This is a genomic window from Sphaerisporangium krabiense (assembly GCF_014200435.1).
Classification (GTDB): Bacteria; Actinomycetota; Actinomycetes; order Streptosporangiales; family Streptosporangiaceae; genus Sphaerisporangium; species Sphaerisporangium krabiense.
In genome coordinates this window covers 6,037,828-6,057,403 of sequence record NZ_JACHBR010000001.1, presented here as the reverse complement: position 1 = coordinate 6,057,403, position 19,576 = coordinate 6,037,828, and the positions used below count along the sequence as shown (strand labels likewise).

Sequence of the window (19,576 nt, the reverse complement as noted above, 5' to 3'; positions counted from 1 at the left end):
GAGCCACCGTGCTTGAGCTTTCGACCGTCATCAAGGAATTGCGCACCGAGTTGACGAAGGCGATGAAGTCCGCCGACGGTGAGCAGTTGCAGTTCGGGGTGGGGCCCATCGAACTGGAGGTGACGATGGCGGTCACCCGTGAGGCCTCGCTGAACGGCAAGGTCAAGATCTGGGTGCTGGAGACCGGCGCCGACGCCAAGATCAACGACGTGCAGACCCACAGCGTGAAGCTCACCCTCACGCCCGAGGTGAAGGGGCCGACCAAGCAGGAGGACAGGTCACTGTACATCTCAGGGCGCGGGGAGGAGGGCGAGCGCTGAGCAAGAACCGCGCCGGGCAGATCATCGCGGATCTGTCGGATGGGGAAAAGAAGTTCGGCTCCGGCTACCGGGTGACCGCAGAGGTCGTCCTGACCGCCTACCACGTGGTCAAAGGCGCGCGGGAGGTCCGCGCGCGTTTCACCGCCGACCGTGACCACGAGGTACCCGCCGAGATGCTGTGGACGGTCGGCGACCTGACAGCACTCCGCGTCCCGCCGGAGAAAGATCTCCCGCCGGTCCGCTACGGACTCGTGGAGCGCCACGCCACCGAGATACCGTGTGAGGCTCTCGGTTTCCCGTGGTGGAAGAGGCGGGAAGACGTACGGGACAGCGCCCAGGTCACGGGCGCCATCCTGCCGCGGTCGAACCACTACACGAACACCCTTCACGTAGCCGTCGACCGTCCCCCGGCCGAGAACACGGAGAACTCCCCCTGGGAAGGGATGTCGGGCGCCGCGCTCTTCGTCCGAGACCGGCTCGTCGGCGTCATCCAGAAGAATCACCCCCGCGAGGGAGCCGCACACCTGACGGCCGAGCTCATCGATTGGGAGCGGCTGACGCCAGAGCAGCGCGCGCAGATCGGCTACGCGGGCGAGCCACCCAGCGTGAACCCGCTTCCCGAGCGGAAAGGCCACGGCTATCTGGCCGGCGCGCAGGACCTGCTTCCGGCGGAGGGGCTCCGGGACCGCGACCGCGAACTCAAGGAACTCGCCGACTTCTGCGCCGGCGATGAGCCGTATCTCTGGCTGCAGGGACCCGCCTGGGCGGGCAAGAGCGCGCTGGTCTCCTCCTTCGTCCTCAACCCGCCGGACGGGGTCAGGGTGGCCGCCTTCTTCGTCCACCGCTCCCGAGCCGACGCCGACACCTTCCTCCGGGACATGGGCGGGCAACTGGCGGCCATCGCGGAGGTTCCTGGCGGCGCGCTCCGGCTGGACGGTGTCCTGGAGGACGCGGCACGGCGGTGCCTGGGCTCGGGCGAGCGCCTCTTACTGGTCGTGGACGGGCTGGACGAGGACACGAACCCGTATCACAGCATCGCCTCCCTGCTTCCCCGCGATCCGCCGGAGGGTGTCCGCGTGCTCGTCACCGGCCGGCCCCACCCGGGGATACCCACCGACGTGCGGGATGACCATCCGCTGCGCCACTGCCGTACCCGGTTGTTGCTGCCGAACGCGTACGCCGCACACGTGCGGAGCGAAGTCGAAGTCCAGTTCGTACGATCACTCGAAGTCGCGGACAACGACGAGCTGCTGGGCGCCGTCGCCGCGGCCCAGGGCGCGCTGACGCTGGACGATCTCGTCACGCTGACAGATTCGCGGCGACACGAGGTCAGCCGCCGGCTCAGGAACCCGATCTTCACCCGGACCGCCGACGGCTACCTGTACGCCCACGAGACGCTGCACAGGAGGGCCGAGGAGAAACTCGTCGAGCAGGTGGACCAGTACAGGGGGCTGATCCACAAGTGGGCCGACCGCTACCGTGAACAGGGCTGGCCGCCAGGCACGCCCGCGTACCTCCTCCGCTCGTACGGCCGGCTCCTGACCGACCGGGCGCGCCTGGTGGACTACGCGCTCGACCGTGCCCGTCATGAGCGGATGCGCGACCTCGTGGGTGGCGAGTCGGCCGCCCTCGGGGAGCTCACGGCCGCCCAGCAGAGGCTCGGCGGTGAGCCCGACCCCGATCTTGTGACCCTGACGCGCCTGGCCGTCGCCCGTGAACAGCTCAGCAGGGCCACCGCACCGCCACCTGTCGAGCTGCCCGCTCTCTGGGCCAGGCTCGGTGACCACGAGCGGGCGGAGAGGCTGGCCGGCTCCATCGTCGACGCGGACGCGCGCCCTGCGGCTCTGTCGGCGGTCGCGAAGGCGATGGCGGAGGCGGGCGACCTGGGCAGGGCGGAATCCGTGGCGTGCTCCATCGACGGCATGGAGCAGAGAGGCTCGGCCATGGGAGTCGTCGTGCAGGCGATGGCGGACCAGGGAGAGGTGAGCGCCGCGGAGAGGCTGGCCCGCTCGATCGAGGAGACCGCGCAGCGGGTCCGGGCCCTGGCCGCGGTGGCGGAGGCGAGCCGGTCCGCCGACCTCCTCGACGAGACGGAGCAGCTCGTCCGCTCGGTCGTCGACCCGGACGAGCAGGCCCGGGCCATGACCGCCGTGGTGAAGGCCGCCGCCGTATGCGGGGACGTGGCGCGGGCGGAGGCCCTGGTCGACCGGATCCCGCTGATGAGGCAGCGGGTGTGGGCGCTGAGCCACATCATGAGGGCGCTCGCCGGCGGCGAACGGGACCGGATCCCGGCTGTCACGGAGCGCGCCGTGGCGGCGGTCCAGACGATCGCCGGCGAGCACGGTCACGACCGGGCCCTCGGTGCGCTGGTGACGGCCGTCGCCTGCTGCGGTGACGTGGAAGGGGCCGCGGACCTGGCGGTCGAGCTGGGGCGCACTTCCTACTCCCGCGCGCACGCCCTGACCGCGCTGGCCGCCACGGTCAGCGCGGCCGGCGATCGGGAGCTTGCCGTGGAACTGGCCGAAGCCGTCCCCCTCATCGCCACGCGCCCGAACGCGCTCTGCATCGTGGCCAGGGAGATCGCCAGGCAGGGCGACCGCCGGTGGGCGCTCGAACTGGCCGGACAGGCGAAGGCGCTGGCTTGCGACCTGAATGACAAAGGGCGGCGTGCGCGGGCGATGGTCGCCGTGGCCGGGGTCCTCGGCGCCTGCGCGGATCCCGAAGCCGACACGGTGATCGACTCGATAGAGAGCCCCTACCACAGGGTTCAGGCGCTCGTCGCGGTGGCGGGGGCGGTGCCGGATCGCGATCGGGCGCGCGCCCTGGCCGAAAGGGCGGAGGAACTGGCGCGCCCGCAGGCCCAAGCCTGGCCGCCGCAGGTGCTCGTGCCCGTCGCGGAAACGCTCGCCGCCGCCGGGGACTGGGACCGCGCCGAGGCGCTGGCCCGCGTGACCGGCGACAGGGACGTCAGGACGAGGGTGCTCGGCGACCTGGTGCGGCTGATCGCCGGCCGGGACCCCGCTCGGGCCGAGTCCGTGGTCCGCCGCCGGATCCAGGGCGCGCAGAACCAGGCCAGAGCGATGGTGTGGGTCGCCAAGGGGCTCGCCGCCCAGGGAGAGCTCGACCGCGCCGAGAAGCTGGCTCTGTCGTTGCCCGCCCCGGAACCACGGGCGAGGGCGCTGGCCATGGTGGTGGAGAAGATCCCCGACATGGACCGGGCCTTCGATGTGGCGCGGAAGATCCCGCACGCCGATCGGCGGGACAAGGCCCGGGTCGACCTGATCCGGCTCATGGCCGCCAGAGGGTCGCTCCCACGGGCCGAGAAGCTGGCGCGCAGGCTGTCGGCGGACCACCGCGCGAACGCGCTGCTCGCCGTGGCCGCGGCGAGCGACCCAGCGACCCGCCACACGCTGCTGGAGGAAGCCGGGAAGCTGGCCGAGCAGATGCGGGATGAGGGCAGGAAGGCCAGGCTGGTGACCGCCTTGGCGAAGGCGCTCGTCGGTGCGGGCCGGCTGCGCGAGGCCAAGCGGCTGGCCCGTGGCATCCCCTTTCCTGATCTGTCGGCCGACGCGCTGCGCGACGTGGCGGTCGCGCGCGCCTCTCTCGGGCACGTGGGAGATGCCCTGAGCCTGGTCAAGGAGATCGAAGCGACGGCCATCCGAGCACGCGCGTACGTCGCGGTCGTGACGGCGCTCGCCGAGCGTGGCAAGGTGCCCGCCGCACTCCGCATCGCCGTGAAGGAGATTCCGACCGCCGACCACATGGCTCAGGCGCTCGCGGTGCTGGTCAGGGCCGCCCCTGGCGGGAAGGACACGGTGGCGGAGGCGGCGCGGCGCGCGGAGTCGCTGCTGGTCCCCCAGCGCATCACCCATCCCGAGTCGCAGCTCAGGGCCTTCGTCGACCTGCTGCGGGCCATCGTGGACAGCGCCGGGCCGTCCGCCGCCCGCGACCTGGCGGACCGGATCGAGAAGCTGGCCACCGAGATCGAGGACGCGGACCGGCAGGCGCAGATCCTGGTGGCCCTGTCCAGGATCGTCGAGCCGGCCCGGTCCCGGCGGCTGCTGGCGCGCGTGCTGAGTGGCCCGGCCTGGACGGCGGCCCTGGAGACACTGCACGCGACGGAGCCGCGGGCGCTCCCCCTGGTCGCCGACGAGCTGCTCGCCGGCGGCGGGAACCGGGCCCGCCCGCCCGCAGAGGCGGACGGGACCGCCGGCTCGCCTCCCCGGCCACGTCTTGGCCCTCCGGCAGCGCCTGATGCGATGGGGGTATAGGAACTAGCGGCTCTAACCCCAATGGGTGTATAAGTATGAGGTAACCCCATCATGACCCCATGCTCGGGATCAGGAGTATCCTCATGCCCAAGATCAACGTGTACGTGCCCGACGAGCTCGCCGAGGCGGTCAAGGACGCGGGTGTGCCCGTCTCCGCGGTCTGCCAGCGGGCGCTGGAGCAGGCGGTGCGCCGGGTCACCGCCATCCGGCAGACCGCGCTCGGCGAGCTGTCGGCCGACGACCTGAGCGACCGGCTGCCGCATTTCACCCCCCGCACCCACGCCGTGCTCAAGCTGGCCATCGACCGGGCGAGCGCCGCCGACCGGCCGTCCGTCGGCACCGGCGACCTGCTCGCCGGCATGATCGACGAGGGCACCAACCTGGCGCTCCACGTCCTGCGCGCCATCGACATCGACCCCGCCGCCGTCCGGCGCGCCCTGGAACGCCGGCCCGACGCCGAACCGGACGGCCCCGCCGGAACGGCCGTGCGCTCCGGCACGGGCGAGGAGGCGTCACGGCTCTCCGGCGTGGGCGGCGGTTCGGAGGACCGGGTGTCACGGCACTTCAGCGCGGCGGCGGCCGGCGCGATGGAGCTCGCGGTCACCGAGGCCACCTCGTTCGGCCACAACTACGTCGGCTGCGAGCACCTGCTGCTCGGCCTGGTCGCCGAGCCCGACGGCACCGCCGGGCAGGTGCTGCGCGAGCTCGGCGCGGAGCCGCGGCTGACACGCCGGGCGGTCACGGCGGCCCTGGCGGGCTACGTCCACCTGCGCGCCCAGACGTCCGGCGCGGGACCGCAGCCCTCCGCGGCACCCGCCGCCGGAGCGTCCGCCCGGCCGGCCGCGGGGCCGGGCGCGGCATCGGCCGTGGCGCCAGGCGCGGCATCCGGCGCCGGGGCGGATCCCGCGCAGCTGATCGCCGCGGTGGTACAGGAGCAGGTGCGGCCGCTCATCGAGCGCGTCGAACGCCTGGAGCGCACCCTCGGCGCACCAAGCGCCGAATGACCCGGCGCGTCGCCGAGGCATCGGATGAAGATCCGGAGGCCCGCCGCACGGCCCCGGGTACGCACCAGATGAACCTCGAGCGTCGCATGAGCCCCGCCATGCGCGGGCCCGCTCGCGCCGGGAGCGGTCCGCCGGGGGGCTCCCCCGGGCCCACCGCCCGGGTGGCGCTCACCGTGGTGGCCGTCGCGGGATTCTGGCTGGTGGCCCTGCACCCGCTCCTGTCCCTCCTGCGCTGACCACCGCACGCTCCCCCGCGGCACGGCGGGCCGGCCGGGTGGGCTTTCACCCAGGTGCGGACCCGTTCGCGGGCGGGGCGTGCCGAGCGGAACGCGCGGCGATCTCGGCGAGCCGCGCGGCGACACCCGTGAGCGCGCGGCCCGAGGGGTGCACGAGCCGCAGCGTGCGATGGAGGTCGACGTCCACGACCGGCACCGACACGACGGTCCTGCCGGCCAGTTCGCCCGCCACCGCCAGAGAGCTGAGCACCGCCGGGCCCACGCGTTCGGCGACGGCGGCCTTGATGGCGGTGGTGGACGACAGCTCCAGCAGCGGCTCCGCGAGGGGACGGCCGGTACGGCTCCGCAGGGCCAGTTCGAGGTGGCGGCGCGTCCCCGAGCCGCGCTCGCGGCTGACCAGCGGGGTGGCCGCGAGCTCCTCCGGGGTGATCCCGGAGCGGCGACGGGCCCACGGGTGGCCGGGGGCGACGATGACCGTCAGCGTGTCGTGGCCCACCGCGCGGGAGCGCAACCCCTCGGGCACGTCGGGGCTCTCGATGAAGCCGATCGGCGCCGCGCCGCTCAGCACGGCGGCGGCGACGTCGCCGGAGTTGCCCGCCGTCAGCGCCACCGAGGTGTCAGGGGCGGACGCGCGCAGGGCGGCGAGCCAGCGGGGCAGGAGGTACTCGGCGACGGTGAGGCTCGCGGCCACCGGGAGCCGGTCGTCGCGGACGCCGCGCAGCGAGGTGATCCCGGCGTCCAGCGACCAGGCGGCCTCCACGGCGGCGCGGGCCCAGTCGGCGACGAGGGCGCCCTCGTCGGTGAGGCGTGAACCCCGGGCGGAGCGCTTGATCAACGCGATCCCGAGGCGCCGCTCCATGCCGCTGATCCGCGCGCTCGCCGTCGGCTGGGAGATGCCGTGGGCGCGCGCCGCGGCCCCGACGCTGCCGAGCCGGGCGACGGAGAGCAGCAGGTCGAAGGGAGCGAGGTCGCTGACCCGGCTCGGCAAAGTCATAGACGCAGTCTATGGGTCCATCCGAAATCGGCCCCTACCGAGTCCGTTACGTCCTGACCAGGGTGGATCCATGTCGTCTGTCACCTTGCTCCCCACCCGTGCCGGGCACTCCCACGGCGCGCGGCTCCCGTTCGGGCTGCTGCGCGAGTTGGAACGCCCGGCCGACCTGTTCCGGCACCTCGGTCCCAACTGGTACGCCTCCGTCATGGGGACGGGCATCGTGGCGAACGCGGCGGCGACGCTGCCGGTGCGGGTGACGGGCATGCGGACGGCCGCCACCGTGGTCTGGGCGCTGTCGGGGCTCCTGCTGGTGACGCTCACCGCCGCCAGGTCCGTCCACTGGAGGCGCCATCGCGCCGAGGCCAGGGCGCACGCGGCCCATCCGGTGATGGCCCACTTCTGGGGAGCGCCCGCGATGGCCCTGCTCACGGTCGGCGCGGGCACCCTCACGCTGGGACGCGACTGGATCGGACTTCCCGCCGCCCTGGCCGTGGACGTCGTCCTGTGGTCGGCGGGAACCCTGCTGGGCCTGGTCACCAGCGTGTCGATCCCCTACCGGATGATGTCCCGCCACACGTTCGCGGCGGACGCGGCCTTCGGCGGGTGGCTGATGCCGGTGGTGCCGCCGATGGTGTCCGCCTCCACCGGAGCCCTGCTCGTCCCGTACGCGACGGCGGGACAGACGCGGCTGACCCTGGTGCTCGCCTGCTACGCGATGTTCGGCATCAGCGCCTTCGCCGCCCTGGTGATCATCACCCAGATCTGGACCCGGCTCGTCCACCACACGGTCGGCCCCGCGGCCATGGTGCCCACGCTGTGGATCGTCCTTGGACCGCTCGGCCAGTCGGTGACGGCGGCCAACCTGCTCGGCGGCGTCGCCGCGCTCGCGCTGCCCGCCCCCTACGCCGCCGCCGCCCGCGCCTTCGGACTGCTCTACGGCCTGCCCACCTGGGGTTTCGCGATGGCGTGGACGGCCCTGGCCGCCGCCGTCACCGCGCGGACCGTCCGGGAGCACCTGCCCTTCTCCCTCACCTGGTGGAGCTTCACCTTCCCCCTCGGCACCTGCGTGACCGGCACCAGCGCCCTGGCGGCGATCACCGGGTCGGTCGTCCTCCAGGCCACGGCCGTGATCCTCTACGCGTGCCTGCTGGCCGCCTGGCTCACCGTCGCCCCGCGCACGGCCGCCGCCGCCGCGCGCGGAACGCTCTTCCTGCCGGCCCCGCCCGCGGCCCGTCCGTCCCCCTAGGGGCATGACTCGGGGCAGACCCGCAGGGCGGCTAGCCGCCCGACTTGAGCACCGAGTCGATCATGTAGATGGTCGCGTTGCGGGTCTGGATGTTGCCGCACACGACCTTGGCGCCGTCGACGGTGTAGGTCCCGTTGGACTCACCGGTGTTCAGCCTGCCGCTGTCCAAGGTCACGAGGTTGCCGCGCTTCAGGTCGGCGGGTGTCTTGCGGCCTTCGACGATGTGGTGGGCGAGCACCCGGGCGAGCTGCTGCTTGTCCTGTTCGAGCCGGTTGAGCTTGTCCTTGGGGATCTTGGCGAAGGCGTCGTCGGTGGGCGCGAACACCGTGATGTCGGTGGCCGAGTTGGCGGCGTCCTCCAGGCCCGCCTTCTTCACCGCGGCGACCAGGCTGGACAGCTGCGGGATGTGCGAGGCCGCGGTGACCAGCGGTTCCCCGGCGAGCTGGGCCGGGCTGCCCGGGCCGGACTTCGGCAGCGCCCCGCAGCCGGGACCCACGGGCGAGGAGGCCGGCGACGGAGATCCCGTCGGGGAGCCCGTGGGGGACCCGGTCGGGGAGCCCGTGGGCGACCCCGTCGGGGAGCCCGTCGGAGACCCGGTCGGGGACCCCGTCGGAGAGGCCGTCGGGGACGGTTGCCGTCCGGACGACTGCGTGCCGTAGGCGGCGGCCGTGAGCGAGAGCGTGGCCGCGATCGGAAGGGCGAGAAGACGGGTTTTCATGGGATTGCCCCCTTGCGCCAGGGCCCTCCCCCAGGGCGGCCCGGTCGAAAAGGTCCGCACGTGGGGCGGGCGCCTCCGCGCACGGCGACCCTTCTCATTATCGCCGAGCCCCCGCGACCGCTCCCCATGCCGCGGAAGACATGCGACAAACGTCCCGCATGGACGCCGGGCCGGCGGGCATGGGCGGACAGGGGCACGGAGATCCGTCCGCGCCGCGTACCAGACGTCCCGCCCCACGTACACCCCAGAACGGCCCCGCGCGCCCCGGAGCGTCCTGGCACGGTCCGCGCGCGTGCGCGAGCATGGCGTAGGCCGGTACGCGCCGGGGGCCGTCCGCGTCGGATCATGCTTCGGATCATTGGGAGGACCGGTGGAGACACCGTCGATCGTGTCGCGCGCGGAGTGGCTCGCCGCTCGCCGGGAGCTGCTGGCACAGGAGAAGGAACTGACGCGCGCCAGGGACGCCGTCGCCGCCCGGCGCCGCGCGCTGCCCATGGTGGAGATCACCAAGGACTACGTGTTCGAGGGCCCGGACGGCAAGGCCCGCCTGCTCGACCTGTTCGAGGGCCGCCGCCAGCTCCTGACCTACCACTTCATGTGGATGCACGACAGCGACCTGGGCTGCACGAGTTGCTCGTTCCTGGTGGACAACGTCGGCGACGTCCGTCACCTGCACGGCTGCGACACGACCCTCGCCCTGGTCTCCCGGGCCCCGCTCGCGAGCCTCGAGCGCTTCCGCGCGCGCATGGGCTGGACGCTGCCGTGGTACTCCTCGCACGCGAGCGACTTCAACTACGACTTCCACGTCACCGCGGACGAGGACGTCGCGCCGGCCGAGTACAACTACATGGACAAGGAGACGCTGGAGGGCAAGGGCCTCGGCTTCTTCGTCGCCAAGGGCCAGGACGCGCACGGCATCAGCGTCTTCCTGCGGGACGGCGACCGCGTCTTCCACACCTACTCGACCTACGGCCGGGGCCCTGACCTGCTGCTGACGACGTACAACTACCTGGACCTGACGCCCCTCGGCCGGCAGAAGTACGTCAACGAGTTCCCCCACCACGACACCTACGACGCCCCCGCCCCGCACGCCTGCCACTGACGCGCGGCCTCCCTCGGCGGCGTCCACGCGCCGCCCGAGGGCCGGTCAGCGTTTGGGCGTCAGGACCGCGTCGATGACGTAGAGGTTGGCGTTGCGGGTGCGGATGTCCCCGCAGGCGACCTTGGCCTTGTCGACCTTGAGCTTGTCACCGGAGCCCTTTGTGGTGATCTTGGCCCCTTCGACCGTGGGGAACTCGCCCTTCTTGAGATCCTTGGGCGTCTTACGGCCCTGCACCACGTGATAGGTGAGCACCTGGGTCAGGGCGTTCCTGTCGGCGAGCAGCTTGTCCAGCTTGCGCTTGCCGAGCTTCTTGAACGCCTCGTCGGTGGGAGCGAACACGGTGATGTTCTTGGCGGTGTTCAGCTTGTGCGCCAGTCCCGCCGCCTGGATCGCCTGGTTGAGCGTCGACAGGTCGGGAGAGTGCGCGATGGCCGTGTCGACCCGCAGCCTGCCCAGTTCGGTGACGCTGCCCCTGCCGGACTGCGGCAGCGTCTTGCACGCGGGTCCCACGGGCGCGGACGCCACCGGGGCCGCCACGACGGCGTGCCACCCGGCGGACGCGGACCCCCCGCCGGCCACAGGCCGCGCGGCGGAGACGGGCTGCGCGGCGGGCAGCGACAGAACCGCCGCGATCGGAAGCGCGAGAAGACCAGCGTTCATCCGCCTGTCCCCCTTTTCTTCCTGACTTTTCCTGCGCTGAGGGGCGGCCGTCAGGCATGGGCTGCCACAGGGCCGACTATCCGGTTGTTTCCACGCGGACGCGCTCGCCCCATATCAGCAGGGCGACATATCACCAAGTATCCCCATATTGGGATAACGGTCGAATTCAAACCCTCGGCAGGCGCGAAAGCGCACAAGACCAGGTCAGGAAACCGTCACGTCGTTCGCGCCGGGCTCCTCGGCCAGATACCCCCGGTAGGTCAGCACCCGCCCGGCGACCGGCAGCGTGACCCGCACCTCGACGTGGAAGCGCGGCGGGCGCCGGGCGCGGTCGTCCGGCTCGACCCATGCCCGCGCCGCCACCCGGGGCGCCAGCAGCTCCGGCACCCGCACCCGGAGGCGGCCCGCGCGCAGCACCGCCTCCTCCTGCACGACCTCGATCCCCTGGTCCGCGAGGGTGGTACGGGTGCGGATCTCCACCGGCCCGTGCCGCTCGCAGGCCCGCTCACCCACCCGGGTCTGCACGCTGACCAGCGCACGCCCCCCGACCCGGCGCACCCATCGCTCCTCCAGACGCCCTCCCACGCCCACGGCACGGCGGAGCACCCGAACCCGCACCGGTACCGCCGCACCGGTCCGGGGCAGGCGCAGCAGAACGCACACGAACCTGCCGAGCGCCCCGGGACCACGGCGCACCTCCAGCACGCCGCTCCCGGCGACGCTCTCCTGCCCTAGATGGAACCGCCGCATCCACGCATGCGCCTCGTCCGCCACACCGCACTCCGTCCGCCGGAATCCCTCCACGAGGATGCATTCCCCGCGCCCCGCCGGGGGCTGATTCGGCGGGACCGGAGCGGGGACGCCCTCAGCATGACGGAGGGGCGCGTCCTGAGGTTCCTTCCGGTCCGGGTGGCGCGGCGGATGCGGCTGCTGGCGGAGCGGACGCCCGCGCGGCGGGACCGGTACGTCGACCTGCTGCGAGCCGTGGCGATCACGGCGGTCGTCGCCGGGCACTGGCTGGTGGTCTCGGTGACCCACGGCCCCGCCGGGTTCGCCGGCGGCAGCGTGCTGGAGACCGTGCCGTGGACCAGGCCGCTGACCTGGGTGTTCCAGGTCATGCCGCTGTTCTTCCTGGTCGGCGGGTACGCCAACGCCGCGTCCCTCACCGCGCACCTGCGGCGCGGCGGCGACCTCACCGGGTGGCTGCTCGGCAGGACCGCCCGGCTGGTCCGGCCGACCACGGCGCTGCTGTGCGCGCTCGCGGTCGCGGCGGGCGTCGCGACGCTCGCGGGCGTGGCGCCGTCCTTGGTCGGACTGGCGGTCTGGCTGGCGATGATCCCGCTGTGGTTCCTGGTGGTCTACATCGTGGTGGTCGTCCTCACCCCGCCCATGCACGCGCTGCACCGCCGGGCGGGGCTCGCCGTGCCGGTGGTCCTCGTGCTGCTGGTCGGCGCCGCCGACCTGGCGCGGCTGGGGTTCGGCGTCCCGTACGCCGGGAGCGTGAACTACCTGCTGGTGTGGCTGACCGTCCACCAGGTGGGGTTCGCCTGGCAGGACGGGCGCCTGCCCGCGCGGGCCGCGGCGCCGATGGCGGTGCTCGGCGCCGCCGCGCTGGTGGCGCTGACGGTCGCCGGGCCGTACCCGGTCAGCATGGTCGGGTTCGCCGGGCAGGAGGTGGACAACACCGCGCCGCCCACCCTCGCCCTGCTCGCCCTGGCGGCCACGCACGCCGGGATCGCGTTGTGGCTGCACGACCGCGGGAACCGGTGGCTGCGACGCCCCGGCCCGTGGACGCTGGTCGTCACCGTCAACTCGGTGATCATGACGCTCTTCCTGTGGCACATGACGGCCCTGATCATCGGCGCCCTCGCCCTGCACGGCACGGACCTGATGCCCCAGCCCCCGCCGGGCTCGCCGCCGTGGGTACTGCTGCGGATCCCGTGGCTGCTCTGCCTGACGGCGATCCTCTCCGTACTGGTCGCGCTGTTCGGAGGCGTGGAGCGCCGCACCCGCCCGGGCCCGCTCGTCGTGCGGGGGACGGCTCCCGCGCTCCTTACCGTCGGCGGCGCCAGCGCGATGGTGGCGGCGTTGCTCGCCGTCGCGGCGGCCGGCCCCGTCACGCATGGCCTCACCATCCTGCATCTGGCCGCTCTCACCGCCTATCTGACCGCCGCCGCCACCCTGGCCCTCCTCCGCCGATCGTGTACGGGCCGGTGAGGCTGTGTCGCCGCACGAGACAACCTCGAAGCCGGAACAGACGTCGTACCGATGGGACCATCACCGACAACTGGCGAGCTCACCATATGAAGTCGCGAACGGTGTTCGGAATGGCGATCGCGCTGCTGACGATCGCGTTCTCCTCGGCCGCCGGCCCGCTGAATCAGGTTCCGGACATGTCGAGCACGCTACGCCGCTGGGAACGATTCCCCGTGCACCTTTCGCCGCGTCCGATACTCCTGTTGAGCGACTTGCCCGTTTCCGAGGGCGGCGCCAAATCGATCTCACGCCTGTCGCCGAGTGTGGACCTGCCCGCGGCCCCGCCACCCCCGGCCCGGGTCGGTCTTCCGGACGGACCGGCCATGCTGCGGCAGGTGTCCGCGCGTGAGGCGTACCAGCGCCTCACCACGGCACTGGAGGGCGATCGGTACCGGAGGGACTCGGGCACGGTGAGCGGTTTCCACCTCACGAACTCGACGTTCATGTCAGACCGTGGCCCGTTGGCGTTACCAGCATGGATCTTCGAACTCCGCGGTGGCGGGACCTTGAGTTGGCCGGCACTGGCTCCGACGGCGTTCTGGCCGGACAGGCACGTCGGCCCGTCCGGCGAGATCAGCGAAGCGCGGGCGGATGCCTCGGGCACGACGATCACCGCTTGGCTCCCGATTCCGCATGGTGGGTGCGGTGGTGACGGCATCGACGCCTTACGACGTGTGACCGAGAGCGATCAGGCGGTGGCGGTGAGCACCTTCCGATCACGTCCCCGGACAGGCGACTCTCGCTGTGTCGTGCCGGCCGATCTGCGACTCTCCCCCTATCGCCTCCTTTTGAAGAGGCCACTGGGGAACCGGGTCCTTACGGATGAATACGGACAGCCGGTGATGGTGACGCCGACCGGCTCGGCCGGGACGCATCTCGCGCCCTGGCCGAGCCTGGGAACACCGAGGCCGTCGCCGACCGCTAGTTGATCACATTCACCCCGAAATCATTGACAACGGTGTACCAGTCCTGGAACACCACGTAGTCTCCTCCGTTTTGTTCGTCACATCCGCTCATTATTCCTTTCGCGATCACACGAGTGCTGTCGGCATTGAGGCCGAACACCGGGCCACCGCTGTCACCCGCGCGACATCCGCGCACGCCGTTCACCTGGTCTGCGGCGAACATGTCGCCCATGCATTCGTAGGTCCCCCAGCTATCGCGAGCGCAGTAGCTCACCGGGAAGTTCGACTGAACCTGCCACAGGCACACCGCTCCACTGAAGGAACCCGACGTGCACAGCCATTCGCCGGGAGTGACATGGCCCCATCCCGCGATCGGCTTGGTGAATTCTGCAGCGGTATTGGCGCCGCCCGGCACACCTCCGTCCCAGATGACGTTGGAACTCGATGTGATCGGACCCGGCATGGCGACCAGGAGAAGATCGTGGTCGGTTCTCTCGAGAACCGCGGATCCTATCGTGGAGCTACCGTTGCCGTTCTGCCAGACCTGACCCGAGTAGCCGCAGTGCGATGCCGTCACCAGATAGTAGCCGCCCCCCGTCGACCGCACCGGAAATCCCGCCGTACACGAGATTCGAATGCCACACTGACCGGTGCTCGAGTCGCAGTGCGAGTCGCGATCGCGAATCCTGGCGCCGCCGTAGTAAGGATTCGTGTCGTTGAGCCGGCCCGCGACGGTCACACGCGGCCTTCGTTTGAGTTCGAGAGGCACGGTGAGCTTCGAGATCGCAGGGTACAGGACTTCGAGCTCGTCGGCGGCCGCGGCATTCTCCACCGCGGCGAACAGTCCGGAGCCGTCCGACGCCACCCCCACCATGTGAACGGGCCCGTCCGGATCAGCGTACATCTCCTTTTTCAGACCTTCCGCCTGCGCCTGCAACTCCGCCGAGGAGTATCTCGCCTTCGCCACTTCTACGGGCGCGTGGACCCTTGCCTCCTCCACGGCGCTTCGCACGGACTCGGGCAAGGCACCTTTCCACCAAAGCCGCACACGATCCTCTAAGAGCGCAACACCTGCGAAACCATGACCTATCGGATGCTTGACTCCACCCGGCAGCTTCACCAAATCCTGCTGGAGGCGTTCCGCGGCGCGCTTCAGTGGTTCCTGCCGTTTCATGGCGTCGAGAACCTCTGGCGCGAGATAACTGAAGGGCTTGGCCTCGACCGGCGGTGCGGGTTTCACAGCGGGATCGTCGTAGACACCCGCAATGGAACCCGCGGTAAGGTTGATCAGCGGTGTCACGAGTACGGCCGCAATCAGCAGCCGACCCAGCCGGATCCTTTTCAACATCGGATCTCCTCAGGCGCGCGAACATTGTCATCTCGCATACAATGCGACGGCAACCAGAAGATCAAACCTAGTGTTTCAGCCTGAAAAGACGTACACTCAGCGAATAAACGGCAACCAGGCCAATTCCCCAGATAACTCGGGACCGATACGGAAACGACACAGGTGACCAAGTCCACCGCCTGGCATTTTCGAGCAGACTCGATGCGGCGGTTCCGCCGAGGAACAGGGCCGGGAACACCAGTAGGTGGGGGTGTTCGGAGACCGTCCCCTCGGCCCAGGGGGCGGGACGGGTGTTGACAGTACGTGTCGGGCGATCGACGATCTGCTTCGCACCACCTTCTTCCCCGGCCGGCACGCTCCGGCCACGTACCGCCGATCCGCACGGCGGTTCCCCGCGCTCGCCGCACGCGGATACGGCCCAGGAACCGAGAAAGGTGACTCATGCGCCTGAACAGATCGCGGGGAACCGCCCGTACGGCCGCCCTGCTCGCCGCGTCCTGCGCCCTGCTCGCGGGGCTGTCGTGCGTCCCCGCCCACGCCGGACCGGCGCCGGCCGGGGTGTCCACGCCCGTGCCGACGCGCCCGCCGAGCCAGCCCTGCGCGGTGACGTACTCGGCCCACGACTGGGGCACCGGCTTCTCCGCGAGCCTCCAGGTCACCAACCTGGGCGACACCCCGATCGCCGGATGGGTGCTGCGCCTGTTGTTCTCCGGCAACCAGCGGATCACCACCTCCTGGAACGCGACCTGGTCGCAGGCTCCCCCGTCCGTCTGGCTGTCCAGCGCCCCCGGGCACCACCGCGTCGACCCCGGCCAGACCGTCCCGCTCGGCTTCAACGCCGTCTACAGCGGCGCCAACGAGCCGCCGACCGGGTTGACGCTCAACGGCGTGCCCTGCGCCGTGACCTACCGCTGACGCCGGCGACGGCGTCAGCGGAGCTTCGGGTCGAGGGCGTCGCGGACGACGTCGCCGAGCATCAGGAAGCTGAGGACGGTCGCGGTCAGGAACAGGGCAGGGAAGACCAGGAGGTGGGGGTGCTCGGAGAAGAAGGTCTGGGCGACGTTGAGCTGGAGGCCCCAGGAGACGTCGGGGTACTGGAGGCCGACGCCCAGGTAGTCGAGGGTGGCCTCGCCGGAGATGACGTTGCCGATGTTCAGCATCGCGACCACGAAGACCGGCGCCACGGCGTTCGGGAGGATGTGCTTGAGCATGATGCGGCGGTCGCTCGCGCCGAGGGCGCGGGCGGCCTGCACGTAGTCGGAGTCGCGCACGGCGATCACCTGGGCGCGCATCAGCCGCGTCATGGTCGTCCAGCCGAGCAGGACCAGCACGAGGGTCATCGCCCAGATGCCGTGCCCGGGGAACGCGACGAGCACCACCGTCGCGCCGAGGACGAAGGGGATGCCGAAGAACACGTCGGTCACCCGGGAGATCAGAGCGTCGAACACGCCGCCGTAGTAGCCGCCGACCAGGCCGAGGACGACCGCGATGAGCAGCGCGAAGACGGTGACGGCCAGGCCGATGAGCACCGAGGCGCGGGTGCCGTGCACGATCTGGGACCAGTAGTCGCAGCCTTGGAGGTCGTAGCCGAACAGGGCGTGCGGGCCCGGGCCCTTCTTGGACATGCGCAGGTCGCAGCGCTCGTTCGGGCCGAGCCGTGCGAACAGGGCGGGGAAGGCGGCCATCGCGCAGGCGAGCAGCAGGATGGCGGCCGAGACCCAGAACAGGACGCGGCGGCGCAGGTCGAGCCAGGCGTCGTACCAGAGCGAGCCCCGCACCTCGCGCGGCGGCCTGCGCCCGAGCGCGGCGGTGTCGGGGGCGGCCTTGAGGTCAGCCACGGCGGATCCTCGGGTCGAGCACGCCGTACAGGAGGTCGACGAGCAGGTTGGCCAGGATGAAGATCATCACCAGGAGGGTGGTGACGCCCACCACGACGGGCCCCTCCTGGAGCTGGATGGACTGGAAGACCTGCTGGCCGATGCCGGGCAGGTTGAAGATGCCCTCGGTGACGACCGCGCCCGCCATGAGGTTGCCGAAGTCGACGCCCAGGTAGGTGACGACCGGGATCAGCGAGTTGCGCAGGGCGTGCCTGCCGATGACCCGGGAGCGGCGCAGGCCCTTGGCGGTGGCGGTGCGCACGTAGTCGGCGCGCAGGTTCTCCACGACGCTGGTCCTGGTCAGCCGGGCGACGTAGGCGAGGCCGAACGAGCCGAGCACCATGCCGGGCAGCAGGTAGCTGCCCGGCCAGCCCTGGTCGGTGCCCGCGGTGGGGAACAGGCCCAGGTTCAGGCCGAGGACGATCTGGGCGGTGTAGCCGACGACGAAGACCGGGACGGCGATGACGAACGTCGTCCCGGCCAGCACCGCCGTGTCGGCCAGCCGGCCCCGGCGCAGGCCGGCGACGACGCCGAGCGCGATGCCGACGACCAGCTCGAAGACCCAGGCGGTGAGCGCGAGCTGCGCGGTCACCGCCCAGCGGTCCTGGAGCAGCTCGCCGACCGGCTGCCCGGTGAACGTCTCGCCGAGGTCGCCGCGCAGGAACACCCCGGCCATGTAGAGGCCGTACTGCACGATCAGCGGCTCGTCGAGGTGGTAGTGCTCGCGCAGCGAGCGCAGGACGCTCTCCGGCAGCGGCTTGTCCCCGGCCAGGGCGACGATCGGGTCGCCCGGCAGGGACCACACCATGAAGTAGATCAGGAAGGTCGTGGCCACGAAGACCGGGACGGCCTGGAGGAGCCGGGTGAGGGCGTACCTCACGGCCGTCCCCCGCGCCGCGGACCGGGCATCTCTACTTGACCGTGATCGTGTCGAGGTTCGGGCTGTAGGCGTCGATGTGGACGTCGGAGATCTTGCTGGAGTAGCCGGCCTGGTCCTGCCAGTTCCACAGCGGGATCATCGGCATCTCGCGCAGCGCGATGTCCTCGGCCTGCTGGTAGAGCGGGATGCTGGCCTCCATGCTCGGGGCGGCGTTGGCCTTGCCGATCAGGTCGCGGAACTCCTTGCTGTCCCAGCCCATGCGGTTGCCGTCGCCCCACATGTTCTGCAGGTAGTTCTGCGGGCTGGGGTAGTCCATGACCCAGTTGTTGCGGTACGGCCCGTCCTCCTTCTTCTCGCGCAGCGTGGAGAGGTAGTCGGCGGCCGGGATCTTGCGGAAGCGGACGTCGGCGACGCCGAGGTTCTCCTTGAGCTGGTTGGCCACGGCCTGCATCCACTGCTCGTAGCTCGGGTCGGCGTTGGAGAAGTAGAGGTTGAGCGTGCCGGAGAACCCGCCCGCCGCGTCGTACAGCGCCTTGGCCTTGGCCTTGTCGAAGACGCACGTCTCGCCGCAGGCGTTCTCGCGGTAGCCGGGGACGAGCGGGGCGACGAGCGAGGCCATCGGCTTGAACGCGCCGTCGTAGACGGCGTCCACGATGGCCTGGCGGTCGATCGCCATCGAGAACGCCTTGCGCAGGTCGGCGTTCTGGAAGCGCTTGTCGAACACCGGGAAGCCGAGGTAGTCCATGGTTCCGCTGGCCGTGGGCACGAAACGGTCGCCGAGCAGCTTCTTGGCCTCGCCCGCGCTGGCGGGCGGGATGGTCTGCAGCAGGTCGACGTTGCCGGCGCGCAGGTCGGTGTAGGCGGTGTCGCGGCTGGCGTAGATCTTGAGCTGGACGGCGTCGGACTTGGCGGGGCGCGGGCCGGCGTACCCGGCGAACCTCTTCAGCTTGATCTGCTTGTTGTGCTCCCAGGCGCCGTCGAGGGCGAAGGGGCCGTTGCCGACGGGCGCCTGGTCGTAGGCCTTGAGGTCCTGGAAGGCCGCCTTGGGCATGGGCGCGAAGCCGGTGTAGGCGAGCGTGATCGGGAACTGGCTGAAGGGCTCCTTGAGGCGGACCTCGAGCGTGGCGGGGTCGACGACCTTCAGGCCGGTCAGCTTGTCGGTGGAGGGCTTGGCGCCCTCTTCCTCGGGGTTGAGGGCGTCGTAGCCCTCGAACTCGGTGAAGTAGTAGTTGTTGGTCCAGGCGTTCGGGCCGTAGGCGGTGGCGTTCCAGGCGTCGGCGAAGCTCTCGGCGGTGACCGGCTCCCCGTTGTGGAACTTCTGCCCGGCCCTGATCTTGATGGTCCAGGTCTTCTGGTCCTTGGTCGTGACCGACTCGGCGGCGCGCATCTGGGGCTTGCCGGTCGGGTCGATGACGACGAGCGTGTCGAACAGCGCCTGGAGCACGGTGATCGAATAGCTGCTCGAGGTGTTGCCGGGCGTCAGGTGGTCGGGCTCGTTGAGGGCGACGGAGAACGCCTTCGCCCCGCCTTGTGCCCCCTGGCCGCCGGATTTCCCGTCGGAACCACCGCAGGCGCTCAGCGCGAGCGCCGCCGCGAGGAGGACGGCGGCACCCCGCGCCGTGTTCAGGACCGTCACTATTCCTCTGCCTCTCCGTCGCTCCGGCGTGATGCCGGAGAGGCTAAATAGCGGGGCAACGCTCTACATCGGAAGGTTTACGTATTCCACCGGCGATCTCGGTCCGGCAAGCTGATCGCGGAG

17 protein-coding genes are annotated in these 19,576 nt (G+C 71.1%); 9 read left to right on the top strand and 8 right to left on the bottom strand.

Annotated features, from left to right (window positions below):
* Nucleotides 1-8 precede the first annotated feature (8 nt).
* The 4 genes from BJ981_RS26510 to BJ981_RS26495 all read left to right on the top strand — a co-directional run bounded on the left by BJ981_RS26510 (nucleotide 9) and on the right by BJ981_RS26495 (nucleotide 5,831).
* Nucleotides 9-320 (top strand): trypco2 family protein, encoded by a 312-nt coding sequence (locus BJ981_RS26510; RefSeq protein ID WP_204070760.1) that lies wholly within the window; start codon nucleotides 9-11, stop codon nucleotides 318-320.
* Nucleotides 317-4,591: a trypsin-like peptidase domain-containing protein gene (locus BJ981_RS26505; protein ID WP_307837861.1), complete on the top strand. Its 4,275-nt coding sequence runs from the start codon at nucleotides 317-319 to the stop codon at nucleotides 4,589-4,591. The genes BJ981_RS26510 and BJ981_RS26505 overlap by 4 nt, the downstream gene beginning before the upstream one ends.
* A gap of 83 nt (nucleotides 4,592-4,674) precedes the next feature.
* Nucleotides 4,675-5,595 carry a Clp protease N-terminal domain-containing protein gene (locus tag BJ981_RS26500; RefSeq protein ID WP_184614796.1) on the top strand — a complete coding sequence of 307 codons (921 nt, stop codon included), beginning with the start codon at nucleotides 4,675-4,677 and terminating at the stop codon, nucleotides 5,593-5,595.
* A 68-nt stretch (nucleotides 5,596-5,663) separates the two neighbouring features.
* Nucleotides 5,664-5,831 carry a hypothetical protein gene (locus BJ981_RS26495; protein WP_184614794.1) on the top strand — a complete coding sequence of 56 codons (168 nt, stop codon included), beginning with the start codon at nucleotides 5,664-5,666 and terminating at the stop codon, nucleotides 5,829-5,831.
* 46 nt (nucleotides 5,832-5,877) lie between these two features.
* On the opposite strand, the gene BJ981_RS26490 is transcribed toward BJ981_RS26495, so the two are convergent.
* Nucleotides 5,878-6,825, bottom strand: coding sequence for a LysR family transcriptional regulator (locus BJ981_RS26490; RefSeq protein ID WP_184614792.1), 948 nt, complete (start codon nucleotides 6,823-6,825; stop codon nucleotides 5,878-5,880).
* 70 nt (nucleotides 6,826-6,895) lie between these two features.
* Between BJ981_RS26490 and BJ981_RS26485 the strand changes: the two genes are divergently transcribed.
* A complete protein-coding gene (locus tag BJ981_RS26485) occupies nucleotides 6,896-8,071 on the top strand; it encodes a TDT family transporter (RefSeq protein ID WP_184614790.1) in 1,176 nt (391 codons plus the stop codon).
* 31 nt (nucleotides 8,072-8,102) lie between these two features.
* On the opposite strand, the gene BJ981_RS26480 is transcribed toward BJ981_RS26485, so the two are convergent.
* Nucleotides 8,103-8,567, bottom strand: coding sequence for a fasciclin domain-containing protein (locus BJ981_RS26480; protein WP_204070759.1), 465 nt, complete (start codon nucleotides 8,565-8,567; stop codon nucleotides 8,103-8,105).
* A gap of 592 nt (nucleotides 8,568-9,159) precedes the next feature.
* On the opposite strand from BJ981_RS26480, the gene BJ981_RS26475 reads away from it, so the two are divergent.
* Nucleotides 9,160-9,891 carry a DUF899 domain-containing protein gene (locus tag BJ981_RS26475; protein ID WP_204070758.1) on the top strand — a complete coding sequence of 244 codons (732 nt, stop codon included), beginning with the start codon at nucleotides 9,160-9,162 and terminating at the stop codon, nucleotides 9,889-9,891.
* 45 nt (nucleotides 9,892-9,936) lie between these two features.
* Here BJ981_RS26475 and BJ981_RS26470 read toward each other — a convergent pair whose 3' ends face one another.
* Together BJ981_RS26470 and BJ981_RS26465 are read right to left on the bottom strand one after the other, a co-directional pair.
* Nucleotides 9,937-10,551, bottom strand: a complete 615-nt coding sequence (locus BJ981_RS26470) for a fasciclin domain-containing protein (RefSeq protein ID WP_184614784.1) — start codon at nucleotides 10,549-10,551, stop codon at nucleotides 9,937-9,939.
* 204 nt (nucleotides 10,552-10,755) lie between these two features.
* The gene (locus BJ981_RS26465; protein ID WP_184614782.1) at nucleotides 10,756-11,325 is read right to left on the bottom strand and encodes a DUF4166 domain-containing protein; all 570 of its coding nucleotides are present in this window, start codon (nucleotides 11,323-11,325) and stop codon (nucleotides 10,756-10,758) included.
* A gap of 96 nt (nucleotides 11,326-11,421) precedes the next feature.
* On the opposite strand from BJ981_RS26465, the gene BJ981_RS26460 reads away from it, so the two are divergent.
* Both BJ981_RS26460 and BJ981_RS26455 read left to right on the top strand, forming a co-directional pair.
* On the top strand, nucleotides 11,422-12,768 hold the full coding sequence (locus tag BJ981_RS26460) for an acyltransferase family protein (protein ID WP_184614781.1): 1,347 nt from the start codon (nucleotides 11,422-11,424) through the stop codon (nucleotides 12,766-12,768).
* A 110-nt stretch (nucleotides 12,769-12,878) separates the two neighbouring features.
* Nucleotides 12,879-13,736 (top strand): hypothetical protein, encoded by an 858-nt coding sequence (locus tag BJ981_RS26455; RefSeq protein ID WP_184614779.1) that lies wholly within the window; start codon nucleotides 12,879-12,881, stop codon nucleotides 13,734-13,736.
* Here BJ981_RS26455 and BJ981_RS26450 read toward each other — a convergent pair.
* Nucleotides 13,729-15,060 carry a trypsin-like serine protease gene (locus tag BJ981_RS26450; RefSeq protein WP_184614777.1) on the bottom strand — a complete coding sequence of 444 codons (1,332 nt, stop codon included), beginning with the start codon at nucleotides 15,058-15,060 and terminating at the stop codon, nucleotides 13,729-13,731. The genes BJ981_RS26455 and BJ981_RS26450 overlap by 8 nt on opposite strands.
* Nucleotides 15,061-15,501: 441 nt before the next feature.
* Here BJ981_RS26450 and BJ981_RS26445 point away from each other — a divergent pair, with 441 nt between their 5' ends.
* A complete protein-coding gene (locus tag BJ981_RS26445; RefSeq protein ID WP_184614775.1) occupies nucleotides 15,502-15,975 on the top strand; it encodes a cellulose binding domain-containing protein in 474 nt (157 codons plus the stop codon).
* Between the two features lie 14 nt (nucleotides 15,976-15,989).
* Here BJ981_RS26445 and BJ981_RS26440 read toward each other — a convergent pair whose 3' ends face one another.
* Genes BJ981_RS26440 through BJ981_RS26430 form a run of 3 tightly spaced genes read right to left on the bottom strand, consistent with a single transcriptional unit; the run spans nucleotide 15,990 to nucleotide 19,453 of the window.
* Nucleotides 15,990-16,898, bottom strand: coding sequence for an ABC transporter permease (locus tag BJ981_RS26440; protein WP_239139783.1), 909 nt, complete (start codon nucleotides 16,896-16,898; stop codon nucleotides 15,990-15,992).
* On the bottom strand, nucleotides 16,891-17,817 hold the full coding sequence (locus BJ981_RS26435; RefSeq protein WP_184614774.1) for an ABC transporter permease: 927 nt from the start codon (nucleotides 17,815-17,817) through the stop codon (nucleotides 16,891-16,893). The genes BJ981_RS26440 and BJ981_RS26435 overlap by 8 nt, the downstream gene beginning before the upstream one ends.
* A gap of 31 nt (nucleotides 17,818-17,848) precedes the next feature.
* On the bottom strand, nucleotides 17,849-19,453 hold the full coding sequence (locus BJ981_RS26430; RefSeq protein ID WP_184614772.1) for a peptide ABC transporter substrate-binding protein: 1,605 nt from the start codon (nucleotides 19,451-19,453) through the stop codon (nucleotides 17,849-17,851).
* Between the last annotated feature and the right edge of the window lie 123 nt (nucleotides 19,454-19,576).